The organism is Qipengyuania rhodophyticola, from assembly GCF_042493225.1.
Taxonomy (GTDB): Bacteria; Pseudomonadota; Alphaproteobacteria; order Sphingomonadales; family Sphingomonadaceae; genus Erythrobacter.
In genome coordinates this window covers 1,076,379-1,090,511 of the sequence record NZ_CP170454.1, presented here as the reverse complement: position 1 = coordinate 1,090,511, position 14,133 = coordinate 1,076,379, and the positions used below count along the sequence as shown (strand labels likewise).

12 protein-coding genes and 1 tRNA gene are annotated in these 14,133 nt (G+C 58.9%); 4 read left to right on the top strand and 9 right to left on the bottom strand.

The features are described 5' to 3' along the window. Positions 1-33: 33 nt before the first annotated feature. From ACFCXQ_RS05165 to ACFCXQ_RS05150, 4 genes are all read right to left on the bottom strand, one after another. Positions 34-966 (bottom strand): DUF2493 domain-containing protein, encoded by a 933-nt coding sequence (locus tag ACFCXQ_RS05165; RefSeq protein ID WP_379553730.1) that lies wholly within the window; start codon positions 964-966, stop codon positions 34-36. A gap of 366 nt (positions 967-1,332) precedes the next feature. Next, the gene (locus tag ACFCXQ_RS05160; RefSeq protein ID WP_379554550.1) at positions 1,333-2,262 is read right to left on the bottom strand and encodes an ArdC family protein; all 930 of its coding nucleotides are present in this window, start codon (positions 2,260-2,262) and stop codon (positions 1,333-1,335) included. Positions 2,263-2,432: 170 nt separating this feature from the next. Beyond that, the gene (locus ACFCXQ_RS05155; protein ID WP_379553729.1) at positions 2,433-4,403 is read right to left on the bottom strand and encodes a ParB/RepB/Spo0J family partition protein; all 1,971 of its coding nucleotides are present in this window, start codon (positions 4,401-4,403) and stop codon (positions 2,433-2,435) included. A 69-nt stretch (positions 4,404-4,472) separates the two neighbouring features. Further along, positions 4,473-5,387, bottom strand: coding sequence for a DUF7146 domain-containing protein (locus ACFCXQ_RS05150; protein ID WP_379553728.1), 915 nt, complete (start codon positions 5,385-5,387; stop codon positions 4,473-4,475). A 139-nt stretch (positions 5,388-5,526) separates the two neighbouring features. On the opposite strand from ACFCXQ_RS05150, the gene ACFCXQ_RS05145 reads away from it, so the two are divergent. After that, positions 5,527-6,099 carry a transglycosylase SLT domain-containing protein gene (locus ACFCXQ_RS05145; protein ID WP_379553727.1) on the top strand — a complete coding sequence of 191 codons (573 nt, stop codon included), beginning with the start codon at positions 5,527-5,529 and terminating at the stop codon, positions 6,097-6,099. Positions 6,100-6,124: 25 nt separating this feature from the next. Here ACFCXQ_RS05145 and ACFCXQ_RS05140 read toward each other — a convergent pair whose 3' ends face one another. Both ACFCXQ_RS05140 and ACFCXQ_RS05135 read right to left on the bottom strand, forming a co-directional pair. Continuing rightward, on the bottom strand, positions 6,125-7,342 hold the full coding sequence (locus tag ACFCXQ_RS05140; RefSeq protein ID WP_379553726.1) for a tyrosine-type recombinase/integrase: 1,218 nt from the start codon (positions 7,340-7,342) through the stop codon (positions 6,125-6,127). A gap of 166 nt (positions 7,343-7,508) precedes the next feature. Further along, positions 7,509-7,595 (bottom strand) — tRNA-Leu (locus ACFCXQ_RS05135). 310 nt (positions 7,596-7,905) lie between these two features. Between ACFCXQ_RS05135 and ACFCXQ_RS05130 the strand changes: the two genes are divergently transcribed. Next, the gene (locus ACFCXQ_RS05130; protein WP_379553725.1) at positions 7,906-8,850 is read left to right on the top strand and encodes a complex I NDUFA9 subunit family protein; all 945 of its coding nucleotides are present in this window, start codon (positions 7,906-7,908) and stop codon (positions 8,848-8,850) included. A gap of 18 nt (positions 8,851-8,868) precedes the next feature. Here ACFCXQ_RS05130 and ACFCXQ_RS05125 read toward each other — a convergent pair whose 3' ends face one another. The 3 genes from ACFCXQ_RS05125 to ACFCXQ_RS05115 form a co-directional block, all read right to left on the bottom strand. Then, positions 8,869-9,354, bottom strand: a complete 486-nt coding sequence (locus ACFCXQ_RS05125) for an NfeD family protein (RefSeq protein ID WP_379553724.1) — start codon at positions 9,352-9,354, stop codon at positions 8,869-8,871. Positions 9,355-9,366: 12 nt separating this feature from the next. Next, positions 9,367-10,401: an SPFH domain-containing protein gene (locus tag ACFCXQ_RS05120; protein WP_379553723.1), complete on the bottom strand. Its 1,035-nt coding sequence runs from the start codon at positions 10,399-10,401 to the stop codon at positions 9,367-9,369. 85 nt (positions 10,402-10,486) lie between these two features. After that, the gene (locus ACFCXQ_RS05115; protein ID WP_379553722.1) at positions 10,487-11,392 is read right to left on the bottom strand and encodes a dienelactone hydrolase family protein; all 906 of its coding nucleotides are present in this window, start codon (positions 11,390-11,392) and stop codon (positions 10,487-10,489) included. Between the two features lie 175 nt (positions 11,393-11,567). Here ACFCXQ_RS05115 and ACFCXQ_RS05110 point away from each other — a divergent pair, with 175 nt between their 5' ends. Beyond that, positions 11,568-13,676, top strand: a complete 2,109-nt coding sequence (locus ACFCXQ_RS05110) for a PQQ-dependent dehydrogenase, methanol/ethanol family (RefSeq protein WP_379554548.1) — start codon at positions 11,568-11,570, stop codon at positions 13,674-13,676. Further along, positions 13,673-14,131 (top strand): hypothetical protein, encoded by a 459-nt coding sequence (locus tag ACFCXQ_RS05105; protein ID WP_379553720.1) that lies wholly within the window; start codon positions 13,673-13,675, stop codon positions 14,129-14,131. The genes ACFCXQ_RS05110 and ACFCXQ_RS05105 overlap by 4 nt, the downstream gene beginning before the upstream one ends. Positions 14,132-14,133: the final 2 nt, after the last annotated feature.

Sequence of the window (14,133 nt, the reverse complement as noted above, 5' to 3'; positions counted from 1 at the left end):
GATCATCCGAGAGGTCTAGTTGCTCTTTCCCCGTCAAGCGGGACTAGTGCCCAACGGCCCGCGACGATCAACAACCGTGATGCGCTGCTTCTTGGCTTCGATCACGAGGCGTTCGGTCACGCCGTTGCCCGGAAATGCCACCACATAGCGAGGGCTGAGACCAAGCATTTGCTCGTTGCGCTTGAACCCTGCACGAGCACCCAAACGACGCTCAAGCCCGAATGTGAGCTGTTGCACTTCGTGGCGCTCGGCCCAGGATGCGGCCAGTCTGTCGGCTCCCTTACCGTCGCCGCCGTGTACGAGAAACATGTCAGGAACGACCTCGCGCACCCTGTCGAGTGTAGCCCAGATGTTCGCCGCGTAAGTCTTGGCGTCGGCCTCGCATTCGAAACGGTTGCGACCACCGGCAAAGACCACCGGAGTACCCTCGGGAGAATGTGCAGCCTGACGACGCTCCTTGCGTACGCGCAAAAAGTCGCGGGCATCAATCACGGCCGATGTCATATTCTTCGAGTGGCGCGCCCGCGATCCCGATACGGGCTTCCAAGAGGAACCGGTTTCGTCGCGATAGAGACCTGCTGCAACCTCACGCATCTGCTCGAACACCTGCATGCAGGCTTCAGCAGACTGGGCACGCAGGGTCTGTTCCTCGAGGTTTGATGAATGCACTTCGGAGCCGTCGGCGGATGCCAATAGGGCGCGGATTTCATCCGAAGCCCGATCCACCTGGGTCGATTTGCGGCTAGCTGCACGGTGAAAGAGATTGACGAAGCCCCAGGCGAGATCCTCGGCATCGGCCTCGAGCGCGGTGTCGGCGAACAGCGCGAAGAGATCCGACCAAACTGCTCCGAGCGTGTGAGACATGGCATCCTCGCAAGGGAAGTCGCATTCGTTGAAAGGGGCAGGCGTGATCGAGAAGCCGGATAGATCAAGGCCGGCAAGCTGGGTGGCGAAACTGTCATACATATCTGTAGTCCTCCTGAGACCGGCGAATGCCGGCAGAGGGATTTCCGCTCGGGCCTGTTCGCCGTGCCCGAGAAGGACCGGGATAAGAGACCACCGCACCGCGTCAGCGGGAAACCCCGCAAGGCAAGGCTGGCGCGGGCCACTCGGGCCGCAGCCTTGCGCGGGTTGCTGTGGGACCTGACCGGTCCAGGGCACGAGGACCAGCGAACAGGCTGTGCGGGATCGTGTCAGATTGGCGCAGGAGTTGTCTGGGAGTGATCCAGGATCGGTTCGGGAGCGCTCCGCCAGACCGAACTGACTCGGTGTGAAGGCAAGTGCCAGTATGTGCGGGCTGGCTGACAGAGTTGCTCAAGTTAAGTCTCTTATTCAGGCCGCGTCAGAAAGTTCGACATCACCCTCAGTGGCACTCGATTGGTGACCGCCCATTTCGAGCAGCAAGGTGGCTGCCTCCTCGGCCTTTGCGGCCGCGGTCAGGATCGCGCGATCGTCCTGTTTAAGGATCTTGAGCCAGGACGCGATGTAGCTAGCGTGATGGTCGAGATGCGTGACCGGAAGGCCCAATTCGGCTCCAAGAATAGCCGAGGACAGCTCGGCAATCAGTTCTTCAGCGGCATAGGCATCGCTACCGAAGCGGTTCGTAAGATCGCGGTCGAGCCGCGAAGAATGTCCGGTCCAATGCGACAGCTCGTGCGCGAGTGTCGCATAGTAGTGGTCATAGGCTTCGAAGAGTTCGGCGGGCGGCATGGTGACCTGGTCGCGCAGCGGCTCGTAGTATGCCTTCGCACCATGATGCCGCAGTTTGGCACCGATCTCGGCGAAAAAGGCGTCGAGCCGCTCCTCGCGGCCTTCGGGCTCAAGCGCGGCAACCAGTGGCTTGGGATGGTAGAATTCGGGGAGGCCATCGCACTGGTCGGCATTGAAGACTGAATAGGTCTTCAGCACGCGCCGGCTCTCCGTATCCTGCCCACCTTCAGCGTTTTCGACTTCCTTGGTGTAGTTTTTGTAGAAAATCGCGATGGTCGATTTTTCTCCTTTGCGGACTTGGCCGCCGAGTTTCTGGCACTGGCGATATGTCATCCAGTATGGTGAGGCGTAGCCGCAGGCATCAGCAACCATCCAGAGCCAGAAGGTATTCATGCCGCGATACGGCGTCCCGCATGATCGCAGCGGGCGAGAAAGCGGCAAGCCACGCCACGGCTTGACCCAAGGCTTGGTGCCTTGCTCTAGCTTTTCGATAATGGCGGCGGTGATACGCGCAGCTGGAGAAACTGAAGCAGTGCGGCGGGACTTTGTCATCGATGGTCTCCTGATCGCCGGAACGGACGTGTCCGGGTTCAGGATGAACAAAGCGTCCTCCCCTCTAAGACTCACCATCGTAGGCGACCTTCGGACGGAAACGCGAATAAGGCGGCCCATCCCGAGATGGACGGACCGCCCGCCGAGTCACCTGGACCTGTCAGGAGGGGTCAGGCAGCCTGCTCGGCAATTTCGTTCGCGGTCTCGTCCTCAACCGGGGCCGCAGTTTCATCCTCGACCGGTTCCTCAGGAGAACCGAAGCACATGATCTCGGGCACCCACGCTCCCGCGCGCGTCTTCACATCCGCTTCGCCAATGAAATTGCCGGAGAAGATACGCTCGGCTGCGCTCGCTAGTTCTGCCTTCTTCGAACCTGCATAGCGGCTGACGAGTTCGGGACCGCCTGCAGCGTCGAGCGCTTCAAGCGTGCGCGCCTTGGCCACACGATCGAAGAAGTTCGCCGCCGTCGGCCGCCACCAATGCGCGGTTTCGATCTCGAGCAGCGACCCGAGTATCTCGTGCAGCGGCGCCGAGCGATCGCCTTCGCAGGCAAGGCTCGCGACCAGTGTGCGGGATACGACATGGCCGAGCCAGGCCGAACGTGCTTCATCGCTCAATGCGCGGAAGCGTTCGAACCGTTCGACGTCAGTCTCGCCGGCGCGCCAGCTCTCGTCGAGCGAAGCGGCGAACTCGGCGAGCGCAGCACTTGCGGGGGCATCCTTCGCCTCGAATCCGGCCACCGGCCCCGATGCGACCGAGCCGACGAGCGTCGACGCCTTTTTCGCGCGCCAGTCATGCCCATCAGCATCTGCGAGCGTGAAGACCATGAAATCAAGCGCGAGCGCAGGATCGTTGGCCAGGTGGATCGCCAGGATATCGCGACGCTGCATCGCGAGCTCGTCGAGCAGACGCTGCGAAAGCGCCCCGCTCTTGCGCTTGGTATCAGCACCTGCATCCACCGGTTCGACAGCTCCGTCATCAGTGTCGATGACTTCAGCATCAGTGTAAAACTGCGGCACCATTGCAGGTTCGCCATTCCGTGAGAGCACAAGGAACGCTCCAGCCTCTGACTTTAGCTCGTCGGCAAGCACTGGCGGACGATCGTGCAGATCGCGCATCGCGCGGTCGATCGAGACCAGCTCTTCTTCCGCCTTGGCGATCTCGCTTTCGTCGCTGTCCTCATCCTCGAGGATGGCCGCTGTCCGGTCGTAGTCGGCTTCAAGGTCGCTGAGCTCGCGGGCTTCCTGCTCACTGAGCGGAGCCGGTTCGCATGGAAGCCGATTGAGGCCCTCGACGAGATCGTGGCTTACATAGTTGCCAAGCGTGGGTCGCACCCAGGCAAGTCCGTGTTCTTCAGCGACCCTCTTCGCAGCGTCATCCATCGCTTTCTGGGCAAGGTCTTCGAGCAGCGCGACATCGATCCAGCTTTCGCTGGCTTCGTCGTCGAAGAGTTCGCGTTCGATCCGACCACCTGCTGCGAGGTAGGCCTCGCGCCCGACCAGAACCGCGCGCGGATCGGAGCCACGAACAGTGGCATCGAGCACCATGCGACGGATCGTGTCAGGCGTGACCTGGTACCAGGCGTCCTGCAGTTCGGCATAGACGTGTGCTTGGCGGTCAATGTCTGAGATCGCTCCATAGGCCTTGGCCATATCGAGCGTGATCGCGCCTTCGGCGAGCGCTTCGAAGACACAAGGTGCGAGGCCCGCCAAGCGCAGACGGCCCTCGACAAAGCGGACTGTGAGACCGAACCGGCGAGCCACGTCTTCGGTGCTAGCTCCCGCCTCGACAATCGCAGCGAAAGCCTGCGCCTCGTCGGCCGGGTTCATTGCGAGGCGCTGGAAGTTCTCGGCAAGGCTCGCTTCGCGCACTTCGCTTTCCTCACCTTCGATGACAAGGCAAGTGACTTCATGGTTCTTGGGAAGCGTGCCTTCCTCGACCAACGCTTGCAATGCAGCGAGGCGGCGCCCGCCAGCTTCGACTTCAAATTTCCCTCGGGTGGCTTTGCGAACTACCAGATTTTGGAGAAGCCCGCGTGCCGCGATATCAGCCCGCAATTGCAAATCGGCAAGAACGTCGGTTGTTTTGCGTACGTTGCGAGGGCTTGAGATTAGTTTCTTGAGAGGAATGGATTGGATCATGAGTAGTCTCCTGTCTTTGTTGCGCCTCACGACAACCGTGCGGCCAAAGACCCAGGAGCTCTCTCTCCTCTAAGTTTTGCTCTTTCGGAGCAGCCACGTCTGCAGTTCATCGTTCCAGTCTTCGCCTCGCGATCTGACCTTGCGGATCAGGATTTTGCGATTGGGTGAAACGTAGGCTTCCAGTCCGCGAGTTGCCGCGAGTTCTCCACCTGCGTCGTGATCGACGAAGAGATGTAGCTCGCTCACGCTCTCGGGGATGGCAACCAGGCCGAAGCGTTCATTGCCCAGCGTTGCCCATGTTGGGATCCCGGTAAGCGCATAGGCCGACATCGCGCTTTCAATGCCTTCGGCGAGACCAAGCCTTCCCTCGGCGGGTGCGAACAGACGGACTGCCGCCTTGCCGAGAGACCCCAGAGCACGTTTCGGCTTGGCAAACGATGCCTGCGTATTGCCGGAATGCGACAGGAAAGTCCGGTGAACGGCAATCGGCCCCTCGTCGAGGCTGACCGAAGCGATCATCGCCGGCAAAAAGCGCGCGCGACCTTTCGGTCCAAGCGGTGTGCGCGGATGAAACCTCAGCGCATGGGAGGTTGCGAGGATGCCGCGCTCTTCGAGATATGCCTTGGCAGGACTTCGCTGCAGCGGTCGGGCATCGCGCCAGATGCGGAGCGCTGCAGCTGATGGCTTGCTGGAATAGCTCGGCTGGAACGGAAATTCGTCAGAAGAACCTGAGAATAGAGCTGAGGTCTCGATCCCTTCACGGGCGAGGGCAGCGAGCACGCTCGCCTGATCACACCCTGCGAAACAATGTAGGAGGATCGCCTTTCGGCCAAGCGTGACACCGAGCGAAGGCGTGCGGTCATCGTGCGCTGGACAACGGGCCATGCCCTTGGTGCCAGACCACTTCCCGCCGCGGCTCTCGCAGAGCTTGCGAGCGGTTTCCTCAAACGACGCGCGAGACTGATGGGAATTCGAAAAGGACATGCGAGCTCCTTAGTTGCTCAATTGCCCCTTCTGTCGCTTCCCTCTCCTCTTGTTGGTGCAACCAATCATATGGTTTCCTACACCCATACGTTCATAATATGTTCTCACGCCAGAATTATCAAGATTGAGAGATTGCGCAGTGAAAAGCTCGAAAATAGCGATCGGGATAGGTACGCTAGGACTGGCAGTCCCAAGCTGCGCCATCGCGCAAGAATTCCAGATTTTCGATCACGTTATGGGGTCGGTTGAAAGCGCGTCAGACCGACGAGCGGACGTTCAATACGATCCTAGAAGTCAGAAATCGCAGATTGAACGAAGCTTCAAAGAGGCGCTCTACGAGCCTCTGATCCGTCAAGCAGAAGCTCGTCACCGCTTGCCGCCAAGGCTCCTCCAAGCGTTAGTCTGGCAAGAATCACGGTTCAATCCGATGGCAATCAGCCCAGCAGGGGCGGCTGGATTAGCCCAGCTCATGCCAGCAACAGCACGGGAGCTCGGGGTTACCAATCGGCATGACCCCGCTCAAAACATCGATGGCGGCGCAAGATATTTGCGGCAGATGCTCGATCAGTTCGGTGCGATCCATCTCGCATTGGCAGCCTACAATGCTGGCCCAGGTGCCGTATCGCGAGCAGGAGGCATTCCGAAAAATCGAGAAACCCCAGGATATGTGAGAAACGTTATCCGGCGATGGATGGCATACGCCAAACAATGAGCGCGATCTTGAAGAAGCTCAAGAGTTAGCTCGCTTTCAGAAATACCAAGTCACCGCCCAACTTGAGGCTATCAAGATAGTCACTCCACCACTGCGACATCTTTACGCGCTCAGACCAGTGCTTACCTCGATGATAAACACCACGGATCGCATTACTGTCTCCATGCGCGAGCGCGCGCTCAATCGCGTCTGAGCTCCATTTTCCGCTTTCATTGAGCAGGGTAGATGCGGTCGCCCTCAACCCATGCGCGGTGACCTCCTCCTTGCTAAACCCCATCCTTCTAAAGGCTGCGTTCAAAGCGTTTTCACTCATGGGACGTAGACCGGACCGGGCTGATGGAAACACATAACCTGATTTACCCATCATGGTGCCGAGCTCTTCGAAAAGGCTGATGACCTGCTTTGAGAGCGGAACCGCGTGCGCGCGCCGTGCTTTCATCTTGCCTGCTGGGATCCGCCAGACGCCTTCATCAAGGTCAAACTCCGCCCAATCAGCATGCCTCAGTTCACCAGGACGCACAAAAACATGCGGGGCAATCTTCAACGCAAACTTTGTGAGAGTGTAACCTTCAAAGTCGTCGATAGCTCTCAACAGCCCGCCTAGCTTCTCTGGATCAAGAATGGCGGCGTAGTGCGTCGGCTTTGGCGTGATGAGCGCTCCCTTCAACAGCGAAGTTGGATCAGATTTGCACCGAGTTGTCGCCACCCCGTACCGAAATACCCGTCCTGCAAATGATCGACATTTTTTTGCCGTCTCGTGCTTCCCAGTAGCTTCAAGACGCTTCAAAGGCGCGAGCACTTCGAAAGGTTCGATCTCGTGGATCGGCCGATTTCCGATCGCTGGTGCCAGCTTATCAAGAAAGTAGTTCGCCTTGACGATAGTCGCTTCAGCGCGGCCATTCTGAACCATGATCTGCTCTATGTACTCGCGGGCGACCGCCTCGAAAGTACTCGCCGAAAGAAACTCATCCCTAATCTTCTGTTTGCGCTTCTCCACCGCTGGGTCGCCGCCAGAAGCTATGGTCTGCCTCGCTTCCATTGCTGCTTCTCGCGCATCCTTGAGGCTAACCACAGGGTAGCTGCCGAGCGACACCTTCTTTTGCGCTTTTCCAATTCGATATCGAAACCGCCAATGTTTGCCACCAGCGGGTGTGACCTCGATATATAGGCCACGCTCGTCAGCGACCTTGTAAGGCTTTGCCTTCGGTTTGAGGGCTCGGAGTCTGGTATCCGTCAGAGGCATGTGTGGGCCTTTTCATTTGGGCCTTTTGCAAAAGGCCCACAAAAGGCCCGCAAAAATGTCTGGATCGGCCGAGAACAGGTGGGACGATCCGGAACGATCCAAGGGCCAAACCCCTTGGATTTCTGCGGTTTTTATAGATTATCTGAGAGAACAAGGGAAGAACAAATGGTGCCCAGAAGAGGACTCGAACCTCCACATCCTTGCGAATACTAGCACCTGAAGCTAGCGCGTCTACCAATTCCGCCATCTGGGCACACTGCAGCGGCCTTCGCTTAGGCGAGGCCATGCAATTGAGCGGCGCGGTTAGCCCTGCGTCCTAGCTGAGTCAATCCAATAATGCCGCTCGGACGGCCGTAAAACCCGGTCAAACAAGGCCCCAGCAAACACCGCACCGCAATATGTTGGAATGCGCGCAGCTATGCCTGCGGCCATGCGCTCAAGCGCATCTCCTAGGCCGTTCTAAAGACAGGACCTCTTGCGGGGCTCGCACAGTTACGGCAAGGGGCATCGCAATAGGTCCTGCACCAATCAGAGCCACCGACGCGATAGGAACATGGCAGATCATGGCACATAGCAACCCGCTCAATGGAAAATTGGTCGTCCTGATGGGCGGCAGCGGCTTTATCGGCAACTACGTCGCGCAGGCCTTGCTTGAGCGCGGCGCCCGCGTGCGCATCGCCAGCCGCAACCCGGAACGTGCGCATAAATTGAAGCCGCTCGCCAATCTGGGGCAGCTACAATTGGTGCGCTGTAATGTGAGCAATCAGGCCAGCGTTGCCAAGGTGATTGAGGGCGCGGATGCGGTCATCAATCTGGTTGGCGTGTTTAGCGGTGACATCAAACAGATCATGGGTGAGAGCCCCGGCTGGATGGCCGAGGCGGCAGCGGCGACCGGTGCAAGCGCATTCGTGCATGTGAGCGCAATTGCCCGCGATCCGGAAGGTGTTAGCGGCTATGCGCAGGCCAAGCTGCTCGGAGAGGAGCGGGTCATGGGAGCTTTCCCGAAAGCGACCATCCTTCGCCCCTCAATCGTGTTTGGCGAGGACGACAATTTCCTCAATATGTTTGCCGGGCTGATCTCTATGATGCCGGTGATCCCCGTGTTTGGGCCAGATGCGGAATTGCAGCCGGTCTATGTCGATGATGTCGCCGAAGCGATTGCACGCACCGCAGCCCATCCGGACAAATTCGGTGGGAAACTGTTCGAGCTTGGCGGCCCGGATGTTCTGACCATGATGGATATCAACGAGCGCGTTGCTGACGCAGAACGCCGCAAACGCATGTTCATTCCCATGCCAGATGCCGCATCAGCCGCATTTGCGATGATGCCATTGACGCCGATGTCGCGCGATCAGTGGTATCTGCTCAAATCGGGCAACACCGTTGGCGATGACACAGCGGGCTTCAAGCAGCTCGGCATTGACCCCAAACCGCTGAGCCTGTTTCTTGAGCGCTGGATGGTCCGCTATCGCAAGCACGGACGGTTTGAAAACCGCTTAAGCGCGTAGCCGAGTACCCAAAGAGGCTTAGCCCTCCTCGGGTTTCAACTCCGGATCAGCCTCAATCAAATTAAGCGGCTCGACGAGAAGCTGCGCGCCGTCGCTGCCGACAATTCGTGCCCTCTCTCCCTCGGCCATATCCGGTCCCTTGGCGATCCAATCGCCGTCGCCGACATGCACGCGGCCGCTACCATGCTCGATTGCCTGAGTGACGGTCGCGGTTTGCCCCACCATACGGCCGCCGCGATTATTGAGCAGCGGATCACTGCTGACAATCGGGGAGTCGCGCAAAAACCGCTTGGCAGAAAACACCGCAATCAGCGCGAGGAAGACAAAGCACACGATCTGCATCGCGAGCGGTGGGGCCGCGACAAACACCAGCAGCCCGGTGACTAGAGCGGCCAGTGCCAGCCAGATCAGGTAGACACCCGGCACAATCATTTCGAGCGCAGCAAGCCCTAGCCCGGCAATAAACCACGCCCAATAAATCTCGATGCCATCAAAACCGTCCATCAGCTGCGCCCTTTATCCCTTATCAGTGGAACGCGGCACACTGGCGCGCGGCGTGGTGCGACGCGCGGGCTGGCGTTCGCGCGTTTTAGGAATGGGTGTGCCAGTATTCTTGGGCGCAACATTCACCGTGTCATCCGTATCGCCAAAGGTGCCCTTAACAAGCTCGCCAATACCGCCCAGCGATCCCATCAGCTGGGTCGCTTCAACCGGGAAGAGGATGGTCTTGGCATTCGGGCTATCAGCGAATTTGCCGACTGCCTTAGTATATTCCTGAGCGACAAAGTAATTGATCGCTTGGTTACCAGAGCCCGCAATCGCATCAGACACCATTTGCGTCGCCTTGGCCTCAGCCTCTGCCCCGCGTTCGCGCGCCTCGGCATCGCGGAACGCGGCCTCGCGCTTACCTTCCGCTTTTAGAATGGCGGATTGTTTGTCGCCCTCTGCGCGTAGGATGTTGGAAGCGCGGTCACCCTCTGCTTCAAGGATTTCAGCACGCTTCACGCGCTCTGCCTTCATTTGGCGGGCCATCGCTTCGGAAATGTCGGTTGGCGGGCGAATATCCTTAATCTCAACCCGGGTGATTTTGATCCCCCATGGCGAGGTCGCGTGATCCACCACAGAAAGCAGGCGGGCGTTGATTTCGTCACGTTTGGACAAAGTTTCGTCGAGGTCCATCGAGCCCATAACGGTGCGCAAATTGGTGGTCGTCAGCGCCATAATCGCATTGTGGAGGCCGGAGACTTCATAAGCCGCTTTGGCCGCATCCAGCACTTGGAAAAACACCACCGCATCCACGCCGACCATAGCGTTATCCTTGGTGATGATCTCTTGCCCGGGAATGTCGAGCACTTGCTCCATCATATTGATCTTGTGACCGATCCGGTCGATGAACGGGGTGATGATGTGCAGGCCTGGATCAGCCGCCTTGGTGAATTTACCGAAGCGCTCAATCGTATAAACAAAGCCCTGCCGCACGACGCGCACCGTCGTCAGCAAGAACATCACCAGCAAAAACAGCAAGAATGCTGCAAACAGAAAACCGCCCATTACGAACCTCTCAAATTAGTCGTTCTTCCTACCCTAGCTGAGGGCGCCGAATCTGCAAAGAAGAAGCGGATGGGGCCTAAACTGATCAAAGCGCGCGGGCGTATAGCTCCAGCTTATCAGCAAAGGCCTTCTCCGCTGCTGCCTGAGCATAGGCGGGGCTGTCCGGCACCGTCCAACCATGGTCGCCTTCGTAAACCTCGACCACTGCGGGACGGCCCGCCGCTTCAGCTGCCTCCGCAAAGGCGGTCTTGTCATCAGGAGCCGCTGCATCATCATCCTGCGCCACCGCGATCAGATACTCAGCCTGGGCCTGATCAAGCATATTATGAGGGCTTTTCGGGTCATCCCCGCGCACTAAGCCCCCGCCATGGAAACTGGCCGCTGCCCTAACGCGCTCGGGCACAGCCGCTGTGCTCCACACGGTAAAGGGTCCGCCCATGCAGTACCCTTCCGCGCCAATGCCGCGCGAGGTGTCGACCGCATCCTGCCCGTCGAGCCATTCGACAATCGCGGCAGTATCGCGTCCGATAGCATCGGCGTCCAGTTTCTCACGCCAAGGAGCGACCAAGGCGAAACCGCTCTCTGCATCAAACCCGTCTGCTGCGATCCATGCGGCAAAGTCGGCAAACTGTTCGCCCGCGACATCGCGGTAGTAGGGATTGACGACCAGCACAGCGTAACCCTCGCCCGCCAATCTGCGCGCCATATTGCGTTTTGCTTCGCGAATTGAGGCAATGTCAGGCCAGAAGATCACTGCCGGCGATGGCCCGCCAGAGGGGTGGACGAAGAATGCGTCCATAGTTCCATCTTCGGTCTCGAAGCTGACGCTGCTTTCCGTTAGGTCGCCTGACGCCTCGCTGGTGTTAGCATCCGTGCCGTTGGCTTCTCCCGGTGTGCAAGCGGCAAGGGCCGCGGCGCCGGAGAGCGCGCCAAACTCGCGCCTGCTCAGCGTATCTTTCGCCCATGCCTGAAGCTGCTTCTCGTCACACATTCTATTCTCCTGCGGCTGCGCATCTGATCGTGAAGTGGGATTATGACACGCATGCAGCGATGGACAACTGCAATCTTAACAGGCACCATACGTTTCAAAGAGAGATCAAAAGGGAGAGCGGGCTGTGAGAAGCTTGATTTGGACGGCGGCCGCACTGGCCTTGGCTGGATGCGAAATGGCCATTCCGGGCATGACTGATGATGGGATTGGTAGTGAGCAACTCGTCAATGCGGGTGATGATGACGCCAATTGGATCACTCATGGCCGGACTTACTCAGAGCAGCGTTTCTCGCCCCTCAATGCGGTAAACCGCGAAAACGTAAGCGATCTGGGACTCACCTGGTTTGCCGATATGGACACTGCCCGCGGGCAGGAAGCGACCCCGTTGGTGATCGATGGTAAGCTTTACCTCACTACCGCATGGAGCAAGGTGAAGGCATTTGATGCGGCAACTGGCGAGCCTTCGTGGGAATTTGACCCCGAAGTGCCCGGCGAAACCGGCGTCAAGGCATGCTGCGATGTCGTCAATCGTGGCCTCGCAACTTGGGGTGACCGGCTATTTCTCGGCACGCTCGACGGACGGCTGATCGCGCTCGACCGGGATACTGGATCAGTTGAATGGGAAACCGTCACAGTCGATCAAGAACAAAGCTACACCGTCACCGGCGCGCCGCGCATAATTGATGGCAAAGTGATCATCGGCAATGGCGGCGCAGAGTTCGGCGTGCGCGGCTATATCGCGGCCTATGACGCGGATGATGGCCGCGAGCTATGGCGGTTTTACACCGTGCCTGGCGGCGATGAAGATGAGAGCTCGCCGGAATATCTCCAGGCAGCCGCTGAAACCTGGAGCGGAGACGTTCTGGGCGGCGAAAACGACATTGGCGGGGGCGGCACGGTCTGGGATTCCATGGCCTATGACCCAGAGCTAGACCTCCTGTATTTCGGCGTTGGCAATGGCTCCCCGTGGAACCGCGCGTACCGTTCACCGGGCGAAGATGGCACGGGCGAAGGCGACAATCTCTACCTCTCCAGCATTGTAGCGGTGCGCCCCGACACGGGCGAATATGTCTGGCATTACCAGACCACGCCGGGCGAGACATGGGATTATACCGCGACGCAGCACATCATCCTTGCCGATATGGAAATCGATGGTGAGCAGCGTCAGGTTCTGATGCAGGCGCCTAAGAACGGCTTCTTCTATGTGCTCGACCGGGCAACGGGCGAGTTCATCAGCGGTGAGGCCTATACCACGATGAACTGGGCCACCGGGATTGATGAGAACGGACGCCCGATTGAAAACCCCGAAACGCGGATCGACAAAACCGGTGCGCCTGCGCTGGTCATGCCGGGGCCACTCGGGGGCCATAATTGGCATCCGATGGCCTATCATCCGGGCGAGAATCTGGTCTATATTCCCGCGTTCGAGGCAGGGATGCTGTACGTTCCTGAAGAAGATTGGAAACCTGACCGTGCGCGCGGCTTCAACATCGGCTTTGATCTGGGCGCAGGAGATTTGCCGCCAGATCTGGGCATCCGCCGCGAAGTCGTCAAAACGCTGAAGGGCAGTCTGGTCGCGTGGGATCCAGTCGCGCAAGAAGCCAAGTGGAGCGTCGAGCACCCCGGACCGTGGAACGGTGGCCTGCTCGCAACGGGCGGCGGACTGGTTTTCCAAGGAACTGCTGGCAGCGAGTTCAATGCTTACGATGCCTCCAATGGCGAGAAGCTGTGGAGCTTCGACGCGCAAACGGGCGTCGTCGCCCCGCCCATCACATACACCGTGAATGGCGAGCAATATGTCGCGGTTCTGGCCGGTTGGGGCGGCGCTTATGCCCTCTCGGTTGATGGCGGTTTGATCAATGATCTTGCACCAGTGCAGAATATCAGCAGGCTGCTGGTGTTCAAAATTGGCGGCGAAGCAGAATTGCCAGAGATGCCTGAGCTCGCAGCCCTACCGCTCGACCCACCACCTAGCCGCGCAAACGCCAGCGTTATTGCGGCGGGCGGCGAGAGCTACGCGCGCTATTGCGCGGTGTGTCATGCCCCGGCGGCTGTCGGGTCCACCGTCCTGCCAGATTTGCGTCGCAGCGGCACGCTGTCCAACGCGCAAAGCTGGATGGCAGTGGTCCATGACGGCCTCCTCAAAGACAACGGCATGGCCGGGTTTGAAGGGTCGCTCACTCGCGAGCAAATCGACGCGATCCGCGAATATGTGATTTTCCGCGCCAATCAGGACAAGGTGATGGAACCTGCACCAGAGGCGGACCAAGTCGCGCGGCGATGAGCGAGCCAGGCGCCTGCGAAACGATACGTAACTGGCAGCGTCGCCCGGATGGCATCACCACTTCAGGTAAGCTGACAGCTGCGGATGTTGGCGCGCTGGCCGCAGCGGGTGTGAAACATGTCATCAATCTAGCTTTGGATGATCACCCAGAGGCACTTCAAGACGAAGCGGCGTTGCTCAGCAAACAGGGCATTGCATATACGCATATCCCAGTACCTTTTGATGCGCCGACGCTTGGCCATGTACAAGAGCTGGAAAACGCGCTGCGCACGTCAGACGGCCCGGCGCATATTCACTGCATCATGAACTACCGGGTGACAGCATTTCTCTATCTAATTGATCAGAAGAACGGCATCGCCGAGCCGGAAGCACATAAGCGAATGACGCAGATTTGGGACCCGCTGGCAAGCGATGATCCGCGGGCCGAACCTTGGAAAGTGCTGCTCACCTCATAGCC

Excerpts from the sequence above, each read along its gene's own strand:
- ACFCXQ_RS05165 (WP_379553730.1), bottom strand. The coding sequence starts at position 966 with ATGTATGACAGTTTCGCCACCCAGCTTGCCGGCCTTGATCTATCCGGC.
- ACFCXQ_RS05160 (WP_379554550.1), bottom strand. The coding sequence starts at position 2,262 with ATGACAAAGTCCCGCCGCACTGCTTCAGTTTCTCCAGCTGCGCGTATC.
- ACFCXQ_RS05155 (WP_379553729.1), bottom strand. The coding sequence starts at position 4,403 with ATGATCCAATCCATTCCTCTCAAGAAACTAATCTCAAGCCCTCGCAAC.
- ACFCXQ_RS05150 (WP_379553728.1), bottom strand. The coding sequence starts at position 5,387 with ATGTCCTTTTCGAATTCCCATCAGTCTCGCGCGTCGTTTGAGGAAACC.
- ACFCXQ_RS05140 (WP_379553726.1), bottom strand. The coding sequence starts at position 7,342 with ATGCCTCTGACGGATACCAGACTCCGAGCCCTCAAACCGAAGGCAAAG.
- ACFCXQ_RS05130 (WP_379553725.1), top strand. The coding sequence starts at position 7,906 with ATGGCACATAGCAACCCGCTCAATGGAAAATTGGTCGTCCTGATGGGC.
- ACFCXQ_RS05125 (WP_379553724.1), bottom strand. The coding sequence starts at position 9,354 with ATGGACGGTTTTGATGGCATCGAGATTTATTGGGCGTGGTTTATTGCC.
- ACFCXQ_RS05120 (WP_379553723.1), bottom strand. The coding sequence starts at position 10,401 with ATGGGCGGTTTTCTGTTTGCAGCATTCTTGCTGTTTTTGCTGGTGATG.
- ACFCXQ_RS05115 (WP_379553722.1), bottom strand. The coding sequence starts at position 11,392 with ATGTGTGACGAGAAGCAGCTTCAGGCATGGGCGAAAGATACGCTGAGC.
- ACFCXQ_RS05110 (WP_379554548.1), top strand. The coding sequence starts at position 11,568 with ATGGCCATTCCGGGCATGACTGATGATGGGATTGGTAGTGAGCAACTC.
- ACFCXQ_RS05105 (WP_379553720.1), top strand. The coding sequence starts at position 13,673 with ATGAGCGAGCCAGGCGCCTGCGAAACGATACGTAACTGGCAGCGTCGC.